The 18,700-nt window shown below is 70.9% G+C and carries 20 protein-coding genes and 1 pseudogene; 12 read left to right on the top strand and 9 right to left on the bottom strand.

Going from position 1 to position 18,700, the window contains the following annotated elements:
• Nucleotides 1-77 precede the first annotated feature (77 nt).
• The gene (locus DW299_RS16730) at nt 78-446 is read left to right on the top strand and encodes an FKBP-type peptidyl-prolyl cis-trans isomerase (RefSeq protein WP_136035078.1); all 369 of its coding nucleotides are present in this window, start codon (nt 78-80) and stop codon (nt 444-446) included.
• A 179-nt stretch (nt 447-625) separates the two neighbouring features.
• Nucleotides 626-1,180 (top strand): YceI family protein, encoded by a 555-nt coding sequence (locus DW299_RS16725; protein ID WP_136035076.1) that lies wholly within the window; start codon nt 626-628, stop codon nt 1,178-1,180.
• Between the two features lie 31 nt (nt 1,181-1,211).
• Here the strand turns inward: DW299_RS16725 and DW299_RS16720 are convergent, their stop codons facing one another.
• Nucleotides 1,212-2,504 carry an MFS transporter gene (locus DW299_RS16720; RefSeq protein ID WP_136037259.1) on the bottom strand — a complete coding sequence of 431 codons (1,293 nt, stop codon included), beginning with the start codon at nt 2,502-2,504 and terminating at the stop codon, nt 1,212-1,214.
• 184 nt (nt 2,505-2,688) lie between these two features.
• Here DW299_RS16720 and rpsO point away from each other — a divergent pair, with 184 nt between their 5' ends.
• The 3 genes from rpsO (at nt 2,689) to DW299_RS16705 (ending at nt 4,288) form a co-directional block, all read left to right on the top strand.
• The gene (rpsO, locus tag DW299_RS16715) at nt 2,689-2,958 is read left to right on the top strand and encodes a 30S ribosomal protein S15 (RefSeq protein ID WP_055993247.1); all 270 of its coding nucleotides are present in this window, start codon (nt 2,689-2,691) and stop codon (nt 2,956-2,958) included.
• 168 nt (nt 2,959-3,126) lie between these two features.
• Nucleotides 3,127-3,978 (top strand): hypothetical protein, encoded by an 852-nt coding sequence (locus tag DW299_RS16710; protein WP_136037258.1) that lies wholly within the window; start codon nt 3,127-3,129, stop codon nt 3,976-3,978.
• The gene (locus DW299_RS16705; protein WP_136037257.1) at nt 3,971-4,288 is read left to right on the top strand and encodes a transcriptional regulator; all 318 of its coding nucleotides are present in this window, start codon (nt 3,971-3,973) and stop codon (nt 4,286-4,288) included. The genes DW299_RS16710 and DW299_RS16705 overlap by 8 nt, the downstream gene beginning before the upstream one ends.
• Before the next feature lie 15 nt (nt 4,289-4,303).
• On the opposite strand, the gene DW299_RS16700 is transcribed toward DW299_RS16705, so the two are convergent.
• The gene (locus DW299_RS16700; protein WP_136037256.1) at nt 4,304-5,308 is read right to left on the bottom strand and encodes an isopenicillin N synthase family dioxygenase; all 1,005 of its coding nucleotides are present in this window, start codon (nt 5,306-5,308) and stop codon (nt 4,304-4,306) included.
• Between the two features lie 173 nt (nt 5,309-5,481).
• On the opposite strand from DW299_RS16700, the gene efeU reads away from it, so the two are divergent.
• From efeU to efeB, 3 genes are read left to right on the top strand one after another with little or no spacing between them, the layout of a single operon-like run.
• Nucleotides 5,482-6,423: an iron uptake transporter permease EfeU gene (efeU, locus tag DW299_RS16695; protein ID WP_136035066.1), complete on the top strand. Its 942-nt coding sequence runs from the start codon at nt 5,482-5,484 to the stop codon at nt 6,421-6,423.
• Nucleotides 6,420-7,652, top strand: a complete 1,233-nt coding sequence (efeO, locus tag DW299_RS16690; RefSeq protein ID WP_136037255.1) for an iron uptake system protein EfeO — start codon at nt 6,420-6,422, stop codon at nt 7,650-7,652. Before efeU ends, efeO begins: the two co-directional genes overlap by 4 nt.
• A gap of 22 nt (nt 7,653-7,674) precedes the next feature.
• A complete protein-coding gene (efeB, locus tag DW299_RS16685; RefSeq protein ID WP_136037254.1) occupies nt 7,675-8,982 on the top strand; it encodes an iron uptake transporter deferrochelatase/peroxidase subunit in 1,308 nt (435 codons plus the stop codon).
• An 11-nt stretch (nt 8,983-8,993) separates the two neighbouring features.
• Here the strand turns inward: efeB and DW299_RS16680 are convergent, their stop codons facing one another.
• On the bottom strand, nt 8,994-9,887 hold the full coding sequence (locus DW299_RS16680) for a serine hydrolase domain-containing protein (protein WP_136037253.1): 894 nt from the start codon (nt 9,885-9,887) through the stop codon (nt 8,994-8,996).
• Complete coding sequence (locus DW299_RS16675; RefSeq protein ID WP_136035058.1) at nt 9,884-11,014, bottom strand: acyltransferase family protein; 1,131 nt, start codon at nt 11,012-11,014, stop codon at nt 9,884-9,886. Before DW299_RS16675 ends, DW299_RS16680 begins: the two co-directional genes overlap by 4 nt.
• A gap of 114 nt (nt 11,015-11,128) precedes the next feature.
• Between DW299_RS16675 and DW299_RS16670 the strand changes: the two genes are divergently transcribed.
• A complete protein-coding gene (locus DW299_RS16670) occupies nt 11,129-12,355 on the top strand; it encodes an LLM class flavin-dependent oxidoreductase (protein WP_136037252.1) in 1,227 nt (408 codons plus the stop codon).
• A gap of 1 nt (nt 12,356) precedes the next feature.
• The gene (locus tag DW299_RS16665; RefSeq protein ID WP_136035054.1) at nt 12,357-13,001 is read left to right on the top strand and encodes an FMN reductase; all 645 of its coding nucleotides are present in this window, start codon (nt 12,357-12,359) and stop codon (nt 12,999-13,001) included.
• A gap of 55 nt (nt 13,002-13,056) precedes the next feature.
• Here DW299_RS16665 and DW299_RS16660 read toward each other — a convergent pair whose 3' ends face one another.
• From DW299_RS16660 to DW299_RS19560, 3 genes and pseudogenes are all read right to left on the bottom strand, one after another.
• Nucleotides 13,057-13,749, bottom strand: coding sequence for a response regulator (locus DW299_RS16660; protein ID WP_136037251.1), 693 nt, complete (start codon nt 13,747-13,749; stop codon nt 13,057-13,059).
• Nucleotides 13,746-14,372, bottom strand: coding sequence for a sensor histidine kinase (locus DW299_RS19565; protein ID WP_240745439.1), 627 nt, complete (start codon nt 14,370-14,372; stop codon nt 13,746-13,748). The genes DW299_RS16660 and DW299_RS19565 overlap by 4 nt, the downstream gene beginning before the upstream one ends.
• Nucleotides 14,373-14,581: 209 nt before the next feature.
• Nucleotides 14,582-15,028, bottom strand: a pseudogene (locus DW299_RS19560) (ATPase); the annotation flags it as partial.
• A 142-nt stretch (nt 15,029-15,170) separates the two neighbouring features.
• Between DW299_RS19560 and DW299_RS16650 the strand changes: the two are divergent.
• Nucleotides 15,171-16,607 carry a cation:dicarboxylate symporter family transporter gene (locus tag DW299_RS16650; RefSeq protein ID WP_136037250.1) on the top strand — a complete coding sequence of 479 codons (1,437 nt, stop codon included), beginning with the start codon at nt 15,171-15,173 and terminating at the stop codon, nt 16,605-16,607.
• A gap of 56 nt (nt 16,608-16,663) precedes the next feature.
• On the opposite strand, the gene DW299_RS19300 is transcribed toward DW299_RS16650, so the two are convergent.
• Together DW299_RS19300 and DW299_RS16645 are read right to left on the bottom strand one after the other, a co-directional pair.
• Nucleotides 16,664-16,840, bottom strand: a complete 177-nt coding sequence (locus tag DW299_RS19300) for a DUF5302 domain-containing protein (protein ID WP_168387276.1) — start codon at nt 16,838-16,840, stop codon at nt 16,664-16,666.
• Nucleotides 16,837-17,463, bottom strand: coding sequence for a DedA family protein (locus DW299_RS16645; protein WP_240745438.1), 627 nt, complete (start codon nt 17,461-17,463; stop codon nt 16,837-16,839). Before DW299_RS16645 ends, DW299_RS19300 begins: the two co-directional genes overlap by 4 nt.
• Before the next feature lie 140 nt (nt 17,464-17,603).
• Here DW299_RS16645 and DW299_RS16640 point away from each other — a divergent pair.
• Nucleotides 17,604-18,700, top strand: a 1,097-nt coding sequence (locus DW299_RS16640; protein WP_136037249.1) for a glycosyltransferase family 4 protein, incomplete at its 3' end; no start/stop codon positions are given.

The following is an 18,700-nucleotide window of genomic DNA, read 5'->3' as shown; positions in this document are numbered from 1 at the left end:
CCGCCCGGTCGAGGTGTTCGCTGTGAGCAGGTCCCGTCGCGTTGACCGGGCGCGCGGGGGTCCGCTTGGATGGAGCCATGACTGATCGCACGAAGCCCGAGTTCGACGCCCCGACCGCTCCTGCCCCCGCAGAGCTGGTCATCCGCGACATCATCGAGGGTGATGGTGCCGAGGCCAAGCCCGGTGACACGGTGACCGTCCACTACGCCGGTGTGGAGTTCGAGTCCGGCGAGGAGTTCGACTCCTCGTGGGGCCGTGGCGAGACCATCCAGTTCCCGCTGCGCGGCCTGATCCAGGGCTGGCAGGACGGCATTCCCGGCATGAAGGTCGGCGGACGCCGCGAGCTGATCATCCCGCCGCACCTGGCCTACGGTCCGGTCGGCGGCGGACACTTCCTGTCCGGCAAGACGCTGATCTTCATCATCGACCTCGTCGCCGTGGGCTGATCCCGACGCGACATCTCGAGCGCCTCTCCTCTCGCCAGGAGGAGCGTTCTGTCTTTCCGGAATGCGTGTGCATGCACGGGAATACATTCGCGTGAATCTAGGTTGGGCTGGAGGACGCCGCGATCGCGGCCCTGTCCGTACGCCGCCTCCGCGCGGCCGATGTCTCCGAGGAGAAACCCATGACCAGCATCGACATCCCCGGCTACCGCCCCGGCACCTGGGTCCTCGACCCCGCGCACAGCGAGGTCACCTTCAGCGTCCGTCACATGATGATCTCGAAGGTGCGCGGCACGTTCGGCGTGAAGAGCGCGACGCTCGTGGCTCCGGAGAACCCGCTCGAGGCCAAGGTCGAGGCGAGCGTCGACGTGACGTCGGTGGACACGAAGGACGAGGGCCGCGACCAGCACCTCCGCTCGGCGGACTTCTTCGACACCGAGAACTACCCCACGATGGAGTTCGTGTCGACCGGTGCGCGCGTCGAGGGGGGCGACCTGCTGGTCGACGGCGACCTCACGATCCGCGGCATCACGAAGCCGGTCACGTTCGAGCTCGACTTCGGCGGCTTCGGCAGCGACCCGTGGGGCAACTACAAGGCGGGCGCCTCGGCGAAGACGGTCATCAACCGCGAGGACTTCGGCCTCACCTGGAACGCGGCGCTCGAGACCGGCGGCGTACTCGTGGGCAAGGACGTCACGATCAACCTCGACCTGCAGGGAGCGCTGCAGCAGGACTGATCGCCGCACGGCTTCAGGAACCCCGGGTCCGTCAGGGCTCGGGGTTCTCTGCGTCATAGGAGCGGAAGCGGCGGTTGCGCCCGGCGATCAGCGCGACCAGCGCGATCACCAGGATCCCGCCGAGCAGGGGAGGGAACCACAGCGTCGTGAGCGTGGCGAGCGTGCCGGCGTAGAGGGCGCCGATGCGCGGGCCGCCGGCGACCACCACGATGAACAGCCCCTGCAGGCGTCCGCGCATGGTGTCGGGCACGGCCGCCTGCATCATCGTGTTGCGGTAGATCGAGCTGACGTTGTCGGAGGCGCCGGACAGCGCGAGGGCCACGCAGGCGGCGATGATCAGTCCGACGTGGGATGTGTCCTCGTCGGCGGGGGAGGAGAAGGCGCCCACGAGCAGCACCACACCGAACAGCAGGATCGATGCGCCATAGGCCTCGACCGCGCGTGCGATCCCGCGACCGTGCCAGCGGTACTGCACGACCCGGCCCGAGAACAGGCTCGAGGCGAAGGTGCCCACCGCCACGGCTGCGGTGAGGATGCCGGTGGTGACCGCGCCGCCGCCCAGCAGCAGCGTGCCCAGCGCGGGGAAGAGGACGAGGGGCTGGCCGAACGTCATCGCGATGATGTCGACGACGTACTGCATCCGGATGTTGCTCGCGCGGCGGAGGAAGCGCCAGCCGTCGACGAGCGAGGCGAGACCGGGGCGGACGATCTCGCCTTCCGGACGCACCGAGGGCAGCGTCCACAGGCCGAGGAACATCGACAGCATCAGCACGACGTCGATCGAGTACGTCCAGCCGTAGCCCGTGAGGGCGACCAGCAGGCCGGCCAGGGCCGGACCGGCCATGACCGTCAGCCCGAAGGCGACACCGTTGAGCGCTGACGCCGCGGCGAGCTGTTCGCGGGGGATGAGGCGGGGGACGATCGCGGTGCGCGTGGCCATGCCCACCGAGTTGGCGGCCGAGTTGATCATGCTCAGCGCGTACAGCCACCAGATCGTCTCGGCACCGGTCCACGTGAGCGCCGCGAGGAGAGCGGTGGAGGCGAAGGTCACGGTGGCGGCGATGAGGGCGACGCGACGGCGGTCGAAGGCGTCGGCGAGCATGCCGCCGTACAGGCCGGCCAGGACCATCGGCAGGAGCCCGGCCACCGCGATCATCGACACCGCGAACGTGCTCCCGGTGAGCGCGAACACGTGCAGCATCACCGTGACGATCGTGAGCTGGCCGCCGATGCCCGCGAGCGTCGAGCCGATCCACATGCGTGCGAAAGCGGGGCTGATCCGCAGCGGCGTCAGGTCGATCAGATGTCCTCGTCCCGCGTTCACGCCACGCACCTCTCCCGCACTCCTCGAGCGTAGTGGAGTTCGCGGGAGCGCTGGTCGGCCGTGTCGCTCGGGGCTCGCCCGGGCTGGTAGACTCGTCAGGTTGCCGTTCGATCGGCCGCGGATAAAGAGAGCTCACGCATCAGGCGTCGGGCGCCGCGCAACAAGCAGAGAGGGGATCGAATCTATGGCACTGGAAGCAGACGTCAAGAAGGCGATCATCGAAGAGTACGCGACGCACCCCGGTGACACCGGATCCCCCGAGGTGCAGGTCGCAATGCTGACGCAGCGCATCAAGGACCTCACCGAGCACCTCAAGGAGCACAAGCACGACCACCACTCGCGTCGTGGTCTGTTCCTGCTCGTGGGTCAGCGCCGTCGTCTGCTCGGCTACCTCCAGGACATCGACATCGAGCGTTACCGTTCGCTGATCGAGCGTCTCGGACTCCGCCGATAAGGCAGAGCGAACCCAGCGTTCAATCGCGCAGAACATTCTTGAGAAGGCCGCCCCACGGTGTGGGGCGGCCTTCGTCGTGTGCAGATGCGTTGTAGCGAGCCGAATATTGCCGTTCCGCCCGCGCCTTCTTATAACGGACGAGGCAACTCGTGACGTGAGGAGATCGACGTGGATCCGACATCCGCCGCAGCGCAGACGCCCCTCGAGCCGCCTGACCCGGATGTCGCCCGTCGATACCTCGCCTACGCCGAGGAGATCGTCGAGCGGCGCGACCGTCTGGTCGACCGGCGCCCGGTCGCGTGGCTCCGCATCGTCAGCGGCGTCTGGTTCTCGGCGTACCTGTGCATCGCGGCCTCGATGATGCGCGATCGCACGCCCTCTCTGCGCTGGCAGGCGCTCCTCGTCCTGGCCATCCTGTGGGGACAGCTCGGCGAGGGCTTCATCGCCCGGAGCGACCGGGGTGTGCGTCCGGCGCCCTTCCGCCGGGTCCTGATCGTCGGGGGTGTCGGGCTCGTTCTGGCCGGGGTGGCGACCCTCCTCCTCGTCAGCATGAACGAACGAGTTTCTCCGCTCTGGCTGGTGGTGCCCGCGGCGGCCACCCTGCTCGGCTTCGGCGGTTACGGGACGGTAGCGCTCCTGCGGGCTCCGCGGCCGACGCGCCAGGAGCCGCAGCGGCTCTCGGTTCCGGCGCGGTGGGGCACGGTGCTCGTCGGTCTGGCGGTGGGGACGGTGGCCTGGCTCGGAACGGTTCCCGCAGACCCGGCGAGCGGGATGCTCCTCCTCCTCGTGACGATGGCGGTCGTTCTCGTGTGGACCGCGGCATCGACGACGGCGATCGGCTTGACGACGATCGGGGCATCGTGGCGGTGGCCCCACGTCGTGGCGCTGCTGGTCGCCACGATCGCGTCGGTAGTGCTCGTCGTGCTGTCCCCTGAGCCGACGATTTCAGCAGCCGTGGCGGCGGGAGTGGTGGTGCTGATCGGCGGGGCCGCCGCTCTGCGGGGACGTGGCCATGAGTAGGGCGGAATCGACGGACCCGGTCGCGCGGCTGAACGACACCTTCGCGCCCTCGGTCGCCTTCGGTCTCATGGCCGTGCTGAACGACGGCGCTGATCTCGAGGTGGAGACGCTACGGCGGATCTTCCCGGGAGACGCGGACGGCCTTCGCGATGCGATCCGTCGCCTCGAGGCGCAGCGGTTCGTCGTGGTCGACCGTCGTCTCCTCCGCGCCACCGGCGGGGACTGGGTGCGCACGACGCCGAAGGGGCGTGCGGCGTTCGCCGCGCACCTGGCCGCGCTGCGTGAGATCGCGTGGGCGGACGAGGGCTGAACCGCCGTCCGCGGCTCAGGCGGGGGAGCCCACGAGGTCGGCGTGATGGATCGCGGCGACGTCGGGGTGGGCGCGCAGGCGCGACTTCAGGGCGTTCTCCCCGTAGAGCGCGTGGATCGGGTTGCTCGGGTCGTCGGTCACGCCGGTGGCCTCGGCGGCCAGCTCGTCCGGCAGCTCGATCAGCGGCAGCCGCTTGTCGAGCGCGGGGTTGAAGAAGAACGGGATCGAGATGCGCTCGTCCGGGGCCTTCGGCGAGACGACCCGGTGGTTCGTGGCCTTGAGGTAGCCACCGGTCGCGTACTCCAGCAGCTCGCCGATGTTCACCACGAACGCGCCGGGCACCGGGGGTGCATCCACCCAGCTGCCGTCCCGCTCCACCTGGAGGCCGCCCTTGCCCGGCTCGACCCACAGGAGCGTGAGCACACCGGAGTCCTTGTGCGCGCCGACGCCCTGCTGCGGCTCCGGCTCGTGCGTGCCGGGGTACCGGACGATCTTGATGAGAGTCGACGGCTCACCGAAGTGCTCGTCGAAGTAGCTCTCGTCGGCGCCGAGGGTCTGTGCCCACGCGCGCAGCAGCGTGCGCGACACCTCGGACAGCGTCTCGTGCCACTCCGCGACCACGGCCTGGAGCTCGGGCTGGGCCGCTGGCCACAGGTTCGGGCCGATCAGGCGGTTGAAGGCGGGGCCGTCGCTCACAGGCTCGCGCTCCGGGCCGATGTCGATCTGCTCGCGCCAGTCGACCTTGCCCTGGGTCCGCTCGCCGCCGACCCGGGTGTAGCCGCGGAAGTGGGGGCTGTTGACGTTCTCGATCGCGAGCTTGTCCTCTTCGGGGAGGGCGAAGAAGTCGAGTGCGGCGCGGTGCAGGCGCGCCTCCAGCTCGGGAGAGACGCCGGTGCCGGTGAGGTAGAAGAAGCCGACGTCGTGGGTCGCGGCACGCAGCTCGTCGCGGAACCGCGCCGCGGCCTCGGGGCCCTGGTCGAGCTGGGAGAGGTCAAGGATCGGGAGCGAGAGTTCAGCCATGGACCGAGGGTATGTCGAGGTTCTCGGGCCGCGGGCGAGTGTTGCGTCGCGTTACTCGGGCGGGTGTCCCGGCACCGGCGGATGTCATCCGGTCGGGGGAACGGGTGTCGCGGTGCTAGAGTCTCGTTGGTAAGGGATGCCTTACCTCAGTCGTCATCAGAGGGACACCGTCCGTGCTCGCCACCTTCCTCATCGGCCTCCGCGAGGGGCTCGAAGCCGCGCTCGTCGTCGGCATCCTCGTCGCCTACCTGCGGCGTCTCGACCGGCGTGATGCGCTCCCGAAGCTCTGGGCGGGCGTCGGTCTCGCGGTCGGGCTCGCTCTGGCCATCGGTGCGGTCCTCACCTTCGGCGCGTACGAGCTCACGTTCACCGCCCAGGAGCTGATCGGCGGCGGGCTGTCCCTGCTCGCGGTCGCGATGGTCACCTGGATGATCTTCTGGATGCAGCGGGCCGGACGCACGATGAAGGCGACCCTCGAGGGCGGCGTCGACCGCGCGCTCACCGCGGGCGGACTCTGGGCGCTCGTCGCGATCGGCTTCGTCTCCGTCGCCAGGGAGGGTATCGAGACCACCCTGCTGCTGTGGTCGATGGTGCAGTCGTTCGGCGACGCGCCCTCCGCGCTGCTGGGCGCGCTGCTCGGTCTGCTCGCCGCGGTGGCCCTCGGCTGGCTGATCTCGCGGGGCGCGCTGCGCCTCGACTTGCGCCGGTTCTTCGCCTGGACCGGCGGGTTCCTCGTGATCGTCGCCGCCGGCGTGCTCGCGTACGCCGTCATGGATCTGCAGGAGGCGGGGGCGCTGCCCGGTCCGTTCACGGCCGCCGCGCCGATCGACGCGGCCACCGGCGCGGTCGCCGTGGGGGCGGCCGGCTTCCCGTTCGGCTGGGCCTTCGACGTGTCGTCTGCGATCGCCCCCGGCGGCCCTCTCGCCGCCGTGCTGCAGGCCACCATCGGCTTCATGCCGGCCATGACCTGGCTCCAGGTGACCGCCTGGGTCCTCTACCTCGCCATCGTCGGCACGTTCTACGTGCGTGGCCTCCGCCCGCGGCGTCGCTCCGCGGCACCGACGCCGCGCCCTCGCACCGAGGCGACCCCTCTCTCACAGCAAGGAGCAGCATGACCATCTCGTCCCGGTCCCTGGGGGTGCTGGCCGTGACCGGCGCAGCCGTCCTCGTCCTGAGCGGCTGCGTCGCGAAGGAGGACACCGCGGCTACGGCCGCCTTCGACGTGTCGTCCACCGACTCCGACTGCGCGGTCTCGGCCGCCACCGCGGAGAGCGGCACCCTCACGTTCGACGTCTCGAATGACACCGACCAGGTGTCGGAGTTCTACCTGCTCGCGGACGACGGCCTGCGCATCGTCGGCGAGGTCGAGAACATCGCGCCGGCGGCGTCGCGCACGCTCACGGTCGTGGTGCAGCCCGGTGACTACTTCACGCTGTGCAAGCCGGGCATGGTGGGCGACGGCGTGGGCAAGGCCGCCTTCACCGTCACGGGCGACCCGGTGGCCGTCGACGGGCCGGACGCCGAGCAGAAGACGACGGCGGTCGACCTGTACGCGGCGTTCGTGAAGGATCAGGTCGGTCAGCTCGTGCCGGCGGTGGAAGAGCTCGTGGCCGCCTACCAGTCCGGCGACGACGCGACCGCCCGCACGCTGTTCCCGCAGAGCCGCGCCTTCTACGAGCGCATCGAGCCCGTGGCCGAGGCGCTGGGCGACCTCGATCCGCGCATCGACTTCCGCGAGGTCGACGCCGTGGCCGACGGGCTCGACTGGACCGGCTTCCACCGCATCGAGAAGGACCTGTGGGTGCCGGCGCAGGACGCCCTCAACGCCGACGGGGAGACGCCCGCGTGGCAGGGCTGGGCCCCGTCCACGCCCGAGGAACGTGCCGACTACGGCGACCTGCTGCTCGCCGACGTGCAGGAGCTGTACGACTACGTGCACTCCGACGACTTCACAACGACCCTGGAAGACCAGGGCATCGCCGGTGTCTCCAATGGCGCGATCGCGCTGCTCGACGAGGTCGCGACCGGCAAGATCTCCGGCGAGGAGGACTGGTGGTCCGGCACCGACCTGTTCGACTTCGCGGCGAACGTCGAAGGCTCCAAGATGGCGTTCTCCCTGGTGCAGGACTTCGCCACGGCGCAGGGTGATGACGGCGCCGCGCTGGTCGACGAGATCGAGTCGGGGTACGCCGCGCTCGAGTCGTCGCTCGCCACGCACGGCTCCCTCGCGGACGGGTTCGTCGGGTACGCCACCCTCACGGCGGACGACAAGCGCGAGCTGACCGACCTGATCAACGCCCTGGCCGAGCCGCTGTCGCAGCTGACCGCGACGGTGCTCGACTGACGGGACCGCAGAGGCGCCGGACATGACCGAGAGCGAACCGATCCGCGAACCGGAGGACCGGGCGGAGGCCGCACGCGTCGACGCTCCCGCGGGGCTGAGCAGGCGCGGACTGCTCGGTCTCGCGGTCGGCGGCGGGGTCGCAGGTCTCGCGGTCGGCCTGGGGGCGGGACTGACCGGCGGCGTCGCGCTCGGACGCGCCCGCGCCGCCGAAGACGCGCAGAACAGCTACGACTTCTTCGGCGTGCACCAGGCCGGCATCACCACGCCCGTGCAGGACCACCTGCACTTCGCGAGCTTCGACATGATGCCGCGCACCGACCGCGACGACCTGATCTCGCTGCTCCAGGACTGGAGCTACGCGGCCTCGCGCCTCACGCAGGGACTCGAGGTCAGCGCGAGCGGTGCCGTCGGCGGCAGCCCGGAAGCCCCGCCCGACGACACGGGTGAAGCGCTCGGTCTGCCGTCCGCCGGGCTGACCATCACGATCGGGTTCGGTCCGAGCCTGTTCGAGAACGAAGCCGGCGACCGCTACGGCATCGCGGCGCAGCGCCCCGCAGGGCTGGAGCGGCTGCCCGCCTTCCTCGGCGACGACCTCGACCCCGAGATGTCCCACGGCGACCTCTGCGTGCAGGCGTGCGCCGACGACCCGCAGGTGGCGGTGCATGCGATCAGGAACCTCAGCCGGATCGCGTTCGGGCGCGCGCGACTGCGGTGGTCGCAGCTCGGGTTCGGCAAGACGTCCCGCACCACGGCGGCGCAGGCCACGCCGCGCAACCTGTTCGGCTTCAAGGACGGCACCGCAAACATCCTCGCCGACGACACCGCCGCGCTCGACGAGCACGTGTGGGTCTCCGCCGCGGACGATCCGGGCTGGCTCGCGGGCGGCTCGTACCTGGTCGCCCGGCGCATCGCGATGCTGATCGAGACGTGGGACCGGGTGCGACTCTCGGAGCAGGCCACCATCATCGGCCGCGACAAGGGCGAGGGCGCTCCGCTCTCCGGCGGCGACGAGTTCACCGAGCCCGACTTCCACGGCGGCGCGATCGACGCCCACAGCCACGTGCGGCTCGCGCACCCGACGCAGAACGACGGCGTGCGCATCCTCCGCCGCGGCTACAACTACGTGGACGGCAACAACACGCTCGGACGGCTCGACGCCGGGCTCTTCTTCCTGTCGTATCAGCGCGACCCCGCGCAGTTCATCACGCTGCAGCGCCGGCTGGCGACCGACCGCATGAACGAGTACATCCGCCACGTCGGGTCGGGGATCTGGGCGGTGCCGGCCGGCGCGAAGCCCGGCTCCTACGTGGGCGCCGAGCTCTTCACCTGACCTGACCCGCCCTAGGACGCGAGCCGCGCGGCCTCCAGGACCTCGACGACAGACGCGGCCAGGGCGTCGGCTCCCGCGTGGTCCTCGGCGCTGATCGTCACCACGGCGTCATCGAGGAAGATCATCAGCTGCCCGTGGGCGCCGTGCAGCCGCCAGGCCCGTCCCGGCCCGCCCCACCCGGCGAGGGCATAGCGGTCGTAGCCCGGGTTCACGCCGGCGACCACTCCGTCGCGGTGCATCGCATCGATGTGCTCCGGCGACACCAACCGACGCCCCTCCCACGCGCCGCGGTCGCGGATCAGCCGCCCGATGCGCGCCATCTCCTCGGTGCGCAGCGCGAGACCGCCGCCCGCCTCGATGCGGCCGTGGGGGCATCGGCTCCACTGCGTGCCGTGGATGCCGAGCGGGCCGAGCAGGCGGTCGTCGAGGTAGTCGCCCACGTCGCCGACGCGCGCGGCGAGGGCCGCCATGGCGGTGTAGGTGCTGGCATTGGAGTACTGGAAGACGCGCCCGCGGGAGGGGCGCCGCAGGAACTCCGCGGCGAGGTCGGGCCAGTCGGTCAGAAGTGTGGGCGACCAGGGCAGGTCGATCCCGCTCGACATCGACAGGAGGTGGCGCAGCGTCACCCGGTCGACGCCCGGCCCGAGCTCGTGATCGGGGAGGAGGTGCGCCACGGGCTCGTCGAGCGAGACCACGCCGTCGTCGGCGGCGAGAGCCACGGCGAGCACGCACACGCCCTTCGCGACCGACTGGATGTCCTCTCGCACGTCCGGTGCCCAGCGGTGCTCGGCGGTCCCGTCGCCCGCGCGCACGTGGAGGCCGTGTGCGCGGAAGCCCGTGTCCTCTATGATCGCGACCAGGCTGTCCTTCACGGAGAGGGCGTCGGCTCCGGGGGCGCCGCTCATCGGGGACGACGCGAGCCGGTCGGGTCGTTCCTGCGACCCTCGCGCGCGGCGAGCTCGGGATCGGAGAACAGCCAGCGCGGGCGCGGCTCCACGAGCGGGCGGAACAGCCGTCGCACGGGCTTGGTAGCCAGCAGCAGCGCGAGGACCACCGAGAGCGCGGTCACGAGCGGCAGCCAGAACCAGGTCGGCTCGAGGTCGCGCAGCACACCGCTCTCCCGGAAGGGATAGAGCACGAACGAGTGCAGCAGGTAGACGTACATCGTGTACTGGCCGAAGGTCGTCCACCAGTACGAGCCGCGGGGGATCAGCGCGAAGAACGCCGCGCACAGGACGACGGCGAGCAGCATGAGGGCGACCCGGATCGCGCCGGCCCACCACTGCGTGCCGACCAGGTCGGAGTAGGAGGCCTCGTAGAACAGCCATTCGCGCAGGTCGGCGGCCTGCCACAGCGGAAGCCAGTTCCAGGCGGCCCACCCGGTCGCCGCGAAGACGCCGATCGCCGCCGCGCGGATCCACCAGGGGCGGAAGTCCAGCAGGCGCAGCCGGTTGACGATGTCGTGCTCGCGCAGCCACCAGCCGAGCGTGAAGAAGGGGAGGAGGCCCAGCGTGCGGGACAGCGAGAAGGTGCTGTCGACGTTGGAGAGGTAGCCGGCGCCGATCGAGATCACGACGGTCCACAGCAGCGGCCAGCGCAGCAGTGCGAGGTAGGGGAGGACGAGGCGGAAGATCGCCAGCGCCAGGAGGAACCACAGTGTCCAGCTCGGTTTGGTGAAGTTCGGGGTGGCCTGACCTTCGACGAGCCACTTGGTGAGGGTCCACAGCGTCTCGAAGATCACGTAGGGCAGGACGATGTCGGTGATCACCCTGGCCATCTGCGTCTTGGTGGGCGAGCCCGACTTGGAGAAGTAGCCGGAGATGATCGCGAACGCCGGCATGTGGAACGCGTACAGCGCGAGGTAGAACGCGAACGCGATGTCGGAGTCGTAGATGAGCCGCTGGATCGCATGGCCGAGCACGACGAGGACGATGCACGCGTAGCGAGCGTTGTCCCAGAAGGGCACGCGCCGGCGCTTCCGCGGGACGGACCCGGTGGCGGGCCCCGTGATGTCGGCCCCGGTGGTGCTCATCCTCCGAGGCTACAGGCGCGGGAATAAAGTTGCCGTGCACGCGTTGACACGATTACATTCAAATGAATAGAACCGGGTGGCACGATCATCGGGTTCGGAGAACACGGAGCAATCATGAGCGAGCAGTCAGGCGCGCAGGCGATGCAGTTCGGCATCATGTCGGTCAGCGACATCACCCGCGACCCCACCACGGGCGTCACCCCCAGCGAGCAGGAGCGCATCAAGGCCACGCTGGCCATCGCCACCCACGCCGAGGAAGTGGGCCTCGACGTCTTCGCGATCGGCGAGCACCACAACCCGCCGTTCTGGTCCTCCAGCCCCACCACGTTCCTGGCGGCGCTGGCCGCGCAGACCGAGCGGCTGATCGTCTCGACGTCGACCACGCTCATCACCACGAACGACCCCGTGCGCATCGCCGAGGAGTACGCGATGCTGCAGCACGTGTCCGACGGCCGCATGGACCTGATGCTCGGGCGCGGCAACACCGGCCCGGTGTACCCGTGGTTCGGACAGGACATCCGTCAGGGCCTCCCGCTCGCGATCGAGAACTACGCCCTGCTGCACAAGCTGTGGCGCGAGGACGTCGTCGACTGGGAGGGCAAGTTCCGCACCCCGCTGCAGGGCTTCACGTCGACCCCGCGCCCGCTCGACGGCATCCCCCCGTTCGTCTGGCACGGATCGATCCGCACCCCGGAGATCGCGGAGCAGGCCGCCTACTACGGCGACGGGTTCTTCGCGAACAACATCTTCTGGCCGAAGGAGCACTATCAGCGCCTGATCGAGCTGTACCGCCAGCGCTTCGAGCACTACGGCCACGGCACGCGCGAGCAGGCCATCGTCGGACTCGGCGGGCAGGTGTTCATGGCCGCGAAGTCGCAGGACGCCGTGAACCAGTTCCGGCCGTACTTCGACAACGCCCCCGTGTACGGCCACGGCCCGAGCATGGAGGACTTCACCGAGATGACGCCGCTGACGGTCGGTTCGCCGCAGCAGGTCATCGACCGGTACGCGGGTATGCGTGAGCACTTCGGTGACTACCAGCGCCAGCTCTTCCTGATCGACCACGCCGGCCTTCCGCTGAAGACGGTGCTCGAGCAGATCGACATCCTCGGCTCCGAGGTCGTGCCGGTGCTGCGCAAGGAGCTCGCGAAGGACCGTCCGGCCGGCGTGCCCGACGCCCCGACGCACGCCGCGCGCGTGAAGGCCGAGTTCGGCGACGGCCCCACGCGTCAGGCGCGACCCGGCGCCAACCGGGGCGACAACCTCACGGGCGACTCGCCCTACCAGGACACCCCGGCACCCGCGGGTGCCGCGTTCGGACTCGGCCGGAAGGAGGCCTGACATGACCACGCGTCGCATCGCCGTCGTCTCGGCCGGCCTGTCGAACCCCTCGTCCACGCGGATGCTGGCCGACCGGCTCGCCGCCGAGACCGTCAAGGCGCTCGCCGAGCGCGACATCCAGGCCACGGTCGACGTGATCGAGCTGCGTGACTACGCGCACGACATCACCAACAACCTGCTGACGGGCTTCGCGCCGCCCGCCCTGGAGACCGCGATCAACACGGTCGTCTCGGCGGACGCGCTGATCGCCGTGACGCCCATCTTCTCGACCAGCTACTCCGGCCTGTTCAAGTCGTTCATCGACGTGCTCGACCCGGACGCGCTGACCGGGAAGCCCGTGCTGATCGGCGCCAACGCGGGCACCCCGCGGCACTCGCTCGCGATCGACTACGCGATCCGCCCGCTATTCGCCTACCTGCACGCGGAGGCCGTGTCGACCGGCGTGTTCGCGGCGTCCAGCGACTGGGGCGGCGCGGGCGACGACGTGGCCCCGCTCGCCAAGCGCGTCGAGAAGGGTGCCAGGGAGCTGGCCGAGGCGGTCGCCCGCCGCGAGGCGGCCACGGTCGTCGACCCGTACGACCCGGCGACCTATCTCGGTGAGGGTCGATCGTTCGGACACATGCTCGGCGGTCTCGCGGGCGAGTGACCCCGCGCCGACGTCCGCGCCCCGTCCCCGTGGAGACACGGGGACGGGGCGCGCGTCACCGCCCAGCCGGTCCCCGCCGCCAGGTGTACTCGGTCTCGGGTCGACCGCGCGTCCCGTAGCGGGCACCGCGCACCGCCACGCCCTCGACGACCAGGTGCTCGAGGTAGCGGCGCACGGCCACGCGTGACAGTCCGAGGCGCTCGGCGGCCTCGCGCGCGGAGAGCGGTCCGCGGGCGCGCAGCTCCGCCGTCACGCGCTCCAGCGAGGTCGCCGACAGGCCCTTCGGCAGGACGATGGCTCCGGTCGACCGACTCAGCAGCGCGTCGATCTCCGCCTGCGTCGCCGGGCCCGTCGTCCCGTGCGCCTGGGCACGATACGCCCGGTACTGCTCCAGCCGCTCCCGGAACACCGCAAACGCGAACGGCTTCACGAGGTAGTGGAAGACGCCGAGTGCCGCCATCTGCCGCACCGTCTCCGCGTCGCGCACGCCGGTGATCGCGATCACGTCCAGCGCCGCACCGCTCGCGCGGAGCGCGCGCAGCACCTCCAGTCCGGATCCGTCCGGCATCGTCACGTCGAGCAGCATCAGATCGAACGCGCCAGCGCCGGGTCGCTCCCGCACGGCCGTGAGAGCCGCGCGCGCTCCCGTGCACTCACCGGCCACCGCGAAGCCGTCCAGCCGCGCGAGGTAGGTGCGATGCAGCTCGAGGGTCAGCGGGTCGTCGTCGACCAGCAGGACGCGGATCACGACCTGCTCCCGCGTGACGATGCCGACGGGAGGGTCACCCGGAACACCGTCGGCGGGCCCGCCACGGTCACGTCCCCGCCGGCCTCCCTCACGACGGAGCGGACGAGGGCCAGCCCGATGCCGCGCCCGTGCGGCCCCGCGGGCTTCGTCGTATACCCCTGGGCGAAGATCCGCTCCCTCTGATCGACCGGGATCCCCGGGCCGCTGTCCGCCACCTCCAGCACGATGCCGCCATGATCGCCGCGCCGCAGCGACACCCGCACCCAGCGGTCTGCGGATTCCGCCGCGGCATCCATCGCGTTGTCGACCAGATTCCCGAGCACGGCCACCGCGTCGACGGGCGCCAGCGGGGTGCGCGGGGTGTCCGGGGCGATGTCCATCCGCCAGTCGATGCCGCGCTCGCGCGCCTGTGCGGCCTTGCCCAGCAGCAGTGCGCCCACCGCGGGGTCGCCGTGCTGCCGCGCCGTGACCTGGTCCACGAGGGACTGGCTCTGCCGGGACGTCTGCGTGAGGATCTCGATCGCCTCGTCGCGGCGGTCGAGTCCGAGCAGCGCCACCGCCGCGTGCATGCGGTTGCCGTGCTCGTGCGTCTGCGCCCGCAGCGCTTCGCCGAGGGTGCGCACCGACTCATAGGAGGAGACCGCGTCGCGCAGCTCCCCGGCGGCAGGTCGCCCGCGAACCGCCGCGTCACCCGACGGGCGAGCAGGGCACCGCCCACCCCGAGCAGCACCAGTCCCGCCGTGATGGCGAGCGACAGCGGCAACCGCCGCACCAGGGTCTCGGAGATGGTCTCGGTCGTCACCCCCGTGGCGACCCAGCCCACCAGGGTGCCGTCATCATCGACAACAGGGACGATCGTCCGCACGGACGGACCGAGCGTGCCGCGGAACTCCTCGGTGAGCACGCGCGGGGTCGACGGGACCGTCCCGAGGTACGGCGCGCCGATCTGAGTCGGATCGGGATGGGTGAGGCGCAGACCCTCCGGCGTCATGATCGTGACGAAGTCCAACCCCGCCCTGTCGATGACCTCTAGCGCGTACGGTTCGAGCGACGCGCTCGCGCTCGCCGTATCGCCGCGGGTGAGCAGTGCGACCACGTCCGGTGCGGAGGCGAGGGCGGCGGCTGTGGCGGCGGTGAGCCGTTCGGCCTCGGAGCGGACGGCACGCTGCGCCTCCACCACGAGGAACAGCGCGACGAGGGCGCCGACGACCACGGCGGTCACCACGAGCGCCGCGAACACCCGCGACGCGGCGCTGCGGCCGGGGGAGGCGTGCGCCATCCCGTTCCTCCGATCGTCGACGGGTCCGGCAGGGACCAATACGACCACAAATGGCGTCGTCGTGCGAGCGCGGAGACCGTGGAAGGGGTCGGGGGTACAGAGGCCACCGGCTCGGACGACGACGTCGACACGAGGAGGACGCATGGCGCTCACGACGGGATTCTCCCTTCCCCGGTTCCACTGGCGGCGAGGCAAGCAGGCCTGGGACCGCCACACCTGGCTGTACGTCTCGGTGATCATCGCGGTGGTGCTCGGCGCGGTCGTCGGGCTGGTCTGGCCGGAGGTCGGGCGCGGGTTCGAGCCGCTGGGCACGGGATTTGTCGCGCTGATCAAGATGATGATCGCGCCGATCATCTTCTGCACGATCGTGGTCGGTGTCGGTTCGATCGCGAAGGCGGCGACGGTCGGGAAGATCGGCGGTCTCGCGCTGCTCTACTTCATGGTCATGTCGACCTTCGCGCTCGCGATCGGCCTGATCGTGGGGAACATCATCCACCCCGGCTCCGGGCTCGACATGGCGAACGCCAGCTATCAGACGGAGACCACGGAGGCCACGACGACGCAGGAGTTCCTGCTCGGAATCATCCCCGCGACGTTCTTCTCCGCCTTCACGGGCGAGAGCGTGCTGCAGGTCCTCTTCATCGCCCTGCTCACCGGGTTCGCGCTGCAGGGGCTGGGTGAGCGCGGAGCCCCGATCATGGAGGCGGTCAAGCAGCTGCAGAAGCTCGTGTTCCGGATCCTCGGCATGATCCTGTGGCTGGCCCCCATCGGCGCCTTCGGGGCGATCGCGGCCGTCGTGGGCAAGACGGGGGTCGCCGCGATCTGGAGCCTCGGGATCCTGATGGTGGCGTTCTACATCACCTGCATCGTCTTCATCCTCGTGGTGCTGGGGACGCTCCTGTGGGCGGTCACCAGGGTCAACATCCTGTCGCTCATGAAGTACCTGGCCAGGGAGTACCTGCTGATCGTCGGCACGTCGTCGTCGGAGTCCGCGCTGCCGCGCCTGATCGCGAAGATGGAGCACATCGGGGTCTCCAAGCCCGTCGTCGGCATCACCGTGCCCACCGGCTACTCGTTCAACCTCGACGGCACCGCGATCTACCTCACGATGGCGTCGCTGTTCATCGCGACCGGGATGGGCCAGCCTATGTCGATCGGGGAGCAGATCGGCCTGCTGGTGTTCATGATCATCGCGAGCAAGGGGGCGGCGGGCGTCACGGGAGCGGGCCTGGCGACGCTGGCCGGCGGGCTGCAGGCGTACCGGCCCGACCTCGTCGACGGCGTCGGCGTCATCGTCGGCATCGACCGGTTCATGTCCGAGGGGCGGGCGCTGACGAACTTCACCGGCAACGCGGTCGCCACGCTGCTGATCGGCACCTGGACCAGGCAGATCGACCGCGACCGCGTACGCCGGGTCCTGAGCGGCGAGCTGCCGTTCGACGAATCACGACTCGACGGGGTGGACGCCCACGCGGCGCCGCACCCGCAGGCCACCGACGTCCAGGGACTGCACGAGGCCGCCGTCACCGCGATGTCCGCGAAGGAGGAGCGCGCGCGCAACCGGGCCCTCGGCGGATGACACGGGCGGGACAGGGATGCGGGAGCCGGTGATCACCGGCTCCCGCATCACCGCGGTCAACCGCTCTTGCGTCGGAACTCGCGTCGCGTCTGCGGGGCGTTGGCGGCGTGGACGGCGGAGTCGCCGTCGAGGTGGGCCTCGCCCTGCCGGTGGTGCGCGTTCTTCTTCTCGAGCGCTTCCTTGAACTTGCGCTTCATGTCCTCCGAGGAGGAGGCGCCTTCTTCGGTGCTCATGCCCCCGAGCCTAGGGCACCGTCGTCGCGCGCGGGGAGTCGGCCGCGGCGTCGCGCGGCGACCCGGTCCACAGCGAGTCCGAGCGCCACGGCCACGACGATCGACACCGGCACCGCGACCAGCGGCCCGCCGGGGAGCACCGCGGCGATCAGGGCGCCGACCGCGGCCTGGTACACCGCCCACCCGGTCGCCGCGACGACCACCAGGGGGAAGTAGCGCAGGGGTCGCACACGCGAGGCTCCGGCGACGAGGTTCACCGCGAGCCGCGCGAAGGGCACGAAGCGCGCCGTGAACAGCACCGTGGCCGCGCCGCGGTCGAGGCGCCGTCTGGCGCCGTCCAGCGCCTGCCGCACGCGCGGCGCGCGCATCCACCGCCATCGCCGGGTCCCGACGAGCCGTCCGATCAGGTAGCAGCAGGCGTCACCGACGGCGGCGGCCGCGGCGGCGCACAGAACCACGGCCCAGAGCGGAGGACTGCCCGTCGTGACGGCCAGTGCGCCGAGTGCCGTCACCGCGATCTCGCCGGGGATCACGACGACGAACGCGTCACCCAGTACGAGCAGGCTCATGACCACGAGGCTCCACGGGCTCGCGAGCGCGTCGGCGAACAGATCGGTCGGCACGACGCCCAGCGTGCACGGCGCGGGTGAACGGCAACCGACGGGAAGCTGGCCGGTGACCCCCGGTCCAGCAACTGGTGAACATCTGGTGCACCGGGCCGTTTCCGGGCGGTGGCCGCTCGAGCCGCGGCCATCCTGTGGGTGTGAGAGTCGCGATCGTCACCGAGTCCTTCCTTCCGCACATGAACGGCGTGACCGGATCCGTGATGCAGATCCTCCGCCATCTCGAGCGCCGTGGACACGAGGCGCAGGTCATCGCGCCGGCGGCGGAGGGCATGCCGCGCGAGCTCCACGGCGCGCGGATCACGGCGGTGCCGAGCATGCCCCTTCCCGGCTACCGCGACGTGCGGGTGGGCGCGTCCGCCCCGGCGCGGATCATCGCGAGCTGGGCCGACTTCCGACCGGACGTGGTGCACCTGGCGTCGCCGTTCGCCCTCGGGTGGCGGGGCGTGCTCGCGGCGGAGCGGCAGGGAGTCGCCGCGGTGGCCGCGTACCAGACCGATGTCGTGTCCTACGCCGAGCGCTACCGCGTGGCCGCGACAGCGGGGATCGCGCAGGCGCACGTCACCCGGCTCCACCGGCGGGCCACCCTGACGCTGGCTCCGTCTGCCGAGTCCGCCCGACAGCTCGCTCAGCTCGGCGTCGACCGCCTCCGCCGCTGGGGGAGAGGCGTGGACGCGGAGCGGTTCCATCCGACGCGCCGCGACCCCGCTCTGCGTGCACGGTGGGGTGAGCAGACCGTGATCGGCTATGTCGGGCGTCTGGCCCCGGAGAAGCAGGTGGAAGACCTGGCCGTGCTCGCCGGGATCCCCGGTACGCGTCTCGTCGTGGTCGGCGACGGCCCGAGCCGTGCGCGCCTGCAGCACCTGCTCCCTGACGCCCTGTTCCTGGGCCACCTCGACGGCGACGCGCTCGCCGCGGCCCTGGCGTCGTTCGACGTGTTCGTGCACCCGGGGGAGAGCGAGACCTTCGGGCAGACCCTGCAGGAGGCGCACGCGAGCGGCGTCCCCGTCGTCGCGACGGGGCGCGGGGGACCGCTCGACCTCGTACGCAGCGGAGTCGACGGCTGGCTCTACCCTCCCGGTGACCTGCGGGAGCTGCGCCGGCGCGTGGGCGAGCTCGCGGCCGATGCGCACACGCGGCGCGCGTTCGGCCGCGCCGGTCACGAGAGCGTCCAGGCGCGCAGCTGGGCGGCCGTCGGGGATCAGCTCCTCGGGCACTTCGCGGAGGCCGAGGAGCT

The organism is Microbacterium sp. K35, assembly GCF_004794375.1.
GTDB lineage: Bacteria > Actinomycetota > Actinomycetes > Actinomycetales > Microbacteriaceae > Microbacterium > Microbacterium sufflavum.
Note: the sequence above shows the minus strand (reverse complement) of the source record. Positions and strands in the feature narration are given on the sequence as shown.

What these genes read in the sequence shown, in the direction of transcription:
- DW299_RS16730 (WP_136035078.1), top strand. Translation starts at nt 78, where the DNA reads ATGACTGATCGCACGAAGCCCGAGTTCGACGCCCCGACCGCTCCTGCC.
- DW299_RS16725 (WP_136035076.1), top strand. Translation starts at nt 626, where the DNA reads ATGACCAGCATCGACATCCCCGGCTACCGCCCCGGCACCTGGGTCCTC.
- rpsO (WP_055993247.1), top strand. Translation starts at nt 2,689, where the DNA reads ATGGCACTGGAAGCAGACGTCAAGAAGGCGATCATCGAAGAGTACGCG.
- DW299_RS16705 (WP_136037257.1), top strand. Translation starts at nt 3,971, where the DNA reads ATGAGTAGGGCGGAATCGACGGACCCGGTCGCGCGGCTGAACGACACC.
- DW299_RS16700 (WP_136037256.1), bottom strand. Translation starts at nt 5,308, where the DNA reads ATGGCTGAACTCTCGCTCCCGATCCTTGACCTCTCCCAGCTCGACCAG.
- efeO (WP_136037255.1), top strand. Translation starts at nt 6,420, where the DNA reads ATGACCATCTCGTCCCGGTCCCTGGGGGTGCTGGCCGTGACCGGCGCA.
- efeB (WP_136037254.1), top strand. Translation starts at nt 7,675, where the DNA reads ATGACCGAGAGCGAACCGATCCGCGAACCGGAGGACCGGGCGGAGGCC.
- DW299_RS16680 (WP_136037253.1), bottom strand. Translation starts at nt 9,887, where the DNA reads ATGAGCGGCGCCCCCGGAGCCGACGCCCTCTCCGTGAAGGACAGCCTG.
- DW299_RS16675 (WP_136035058.1), bottom strand. Translation starts at nt 11,014, where the DNA reads ATGAGCACCACCGGGGCCGACATCACGGGGCCCGCCACCGGGTCCGTC.
- DW299_RS16670 (WP_136037252.1), top strand. Translation starts at nt 11,129, where the DNA reads ATGAGCGAGCAGTCAGGCGCGCAGGCGATGCAGTTCGGCATCATGTCG.
- DW299_RS16665 (WP_136035054.1), top strand. Translation starts at nt 12,357, where the DNA reads ATGACCACGCGTCGCATCGCCGTCGTCTCGGCCGGCCTGTCGAACCCC.
- DW299_RS16650 (WP_136037250.1), top strand. Translation starts at nt 15,171, where the DNA reads ATGGCGCTCACGACGGGATTCTCCCTTCCCCGGTTCCACTGGCGGCGA.
- DW299_RS19300 (WP_168387276.1), bottom strand. Translation starts at nt 16,840, where the DNA reads ATGAGCACCGAAGAAGGCGCCTCCTCCTCGGAGGACATGAAGCGCAAG.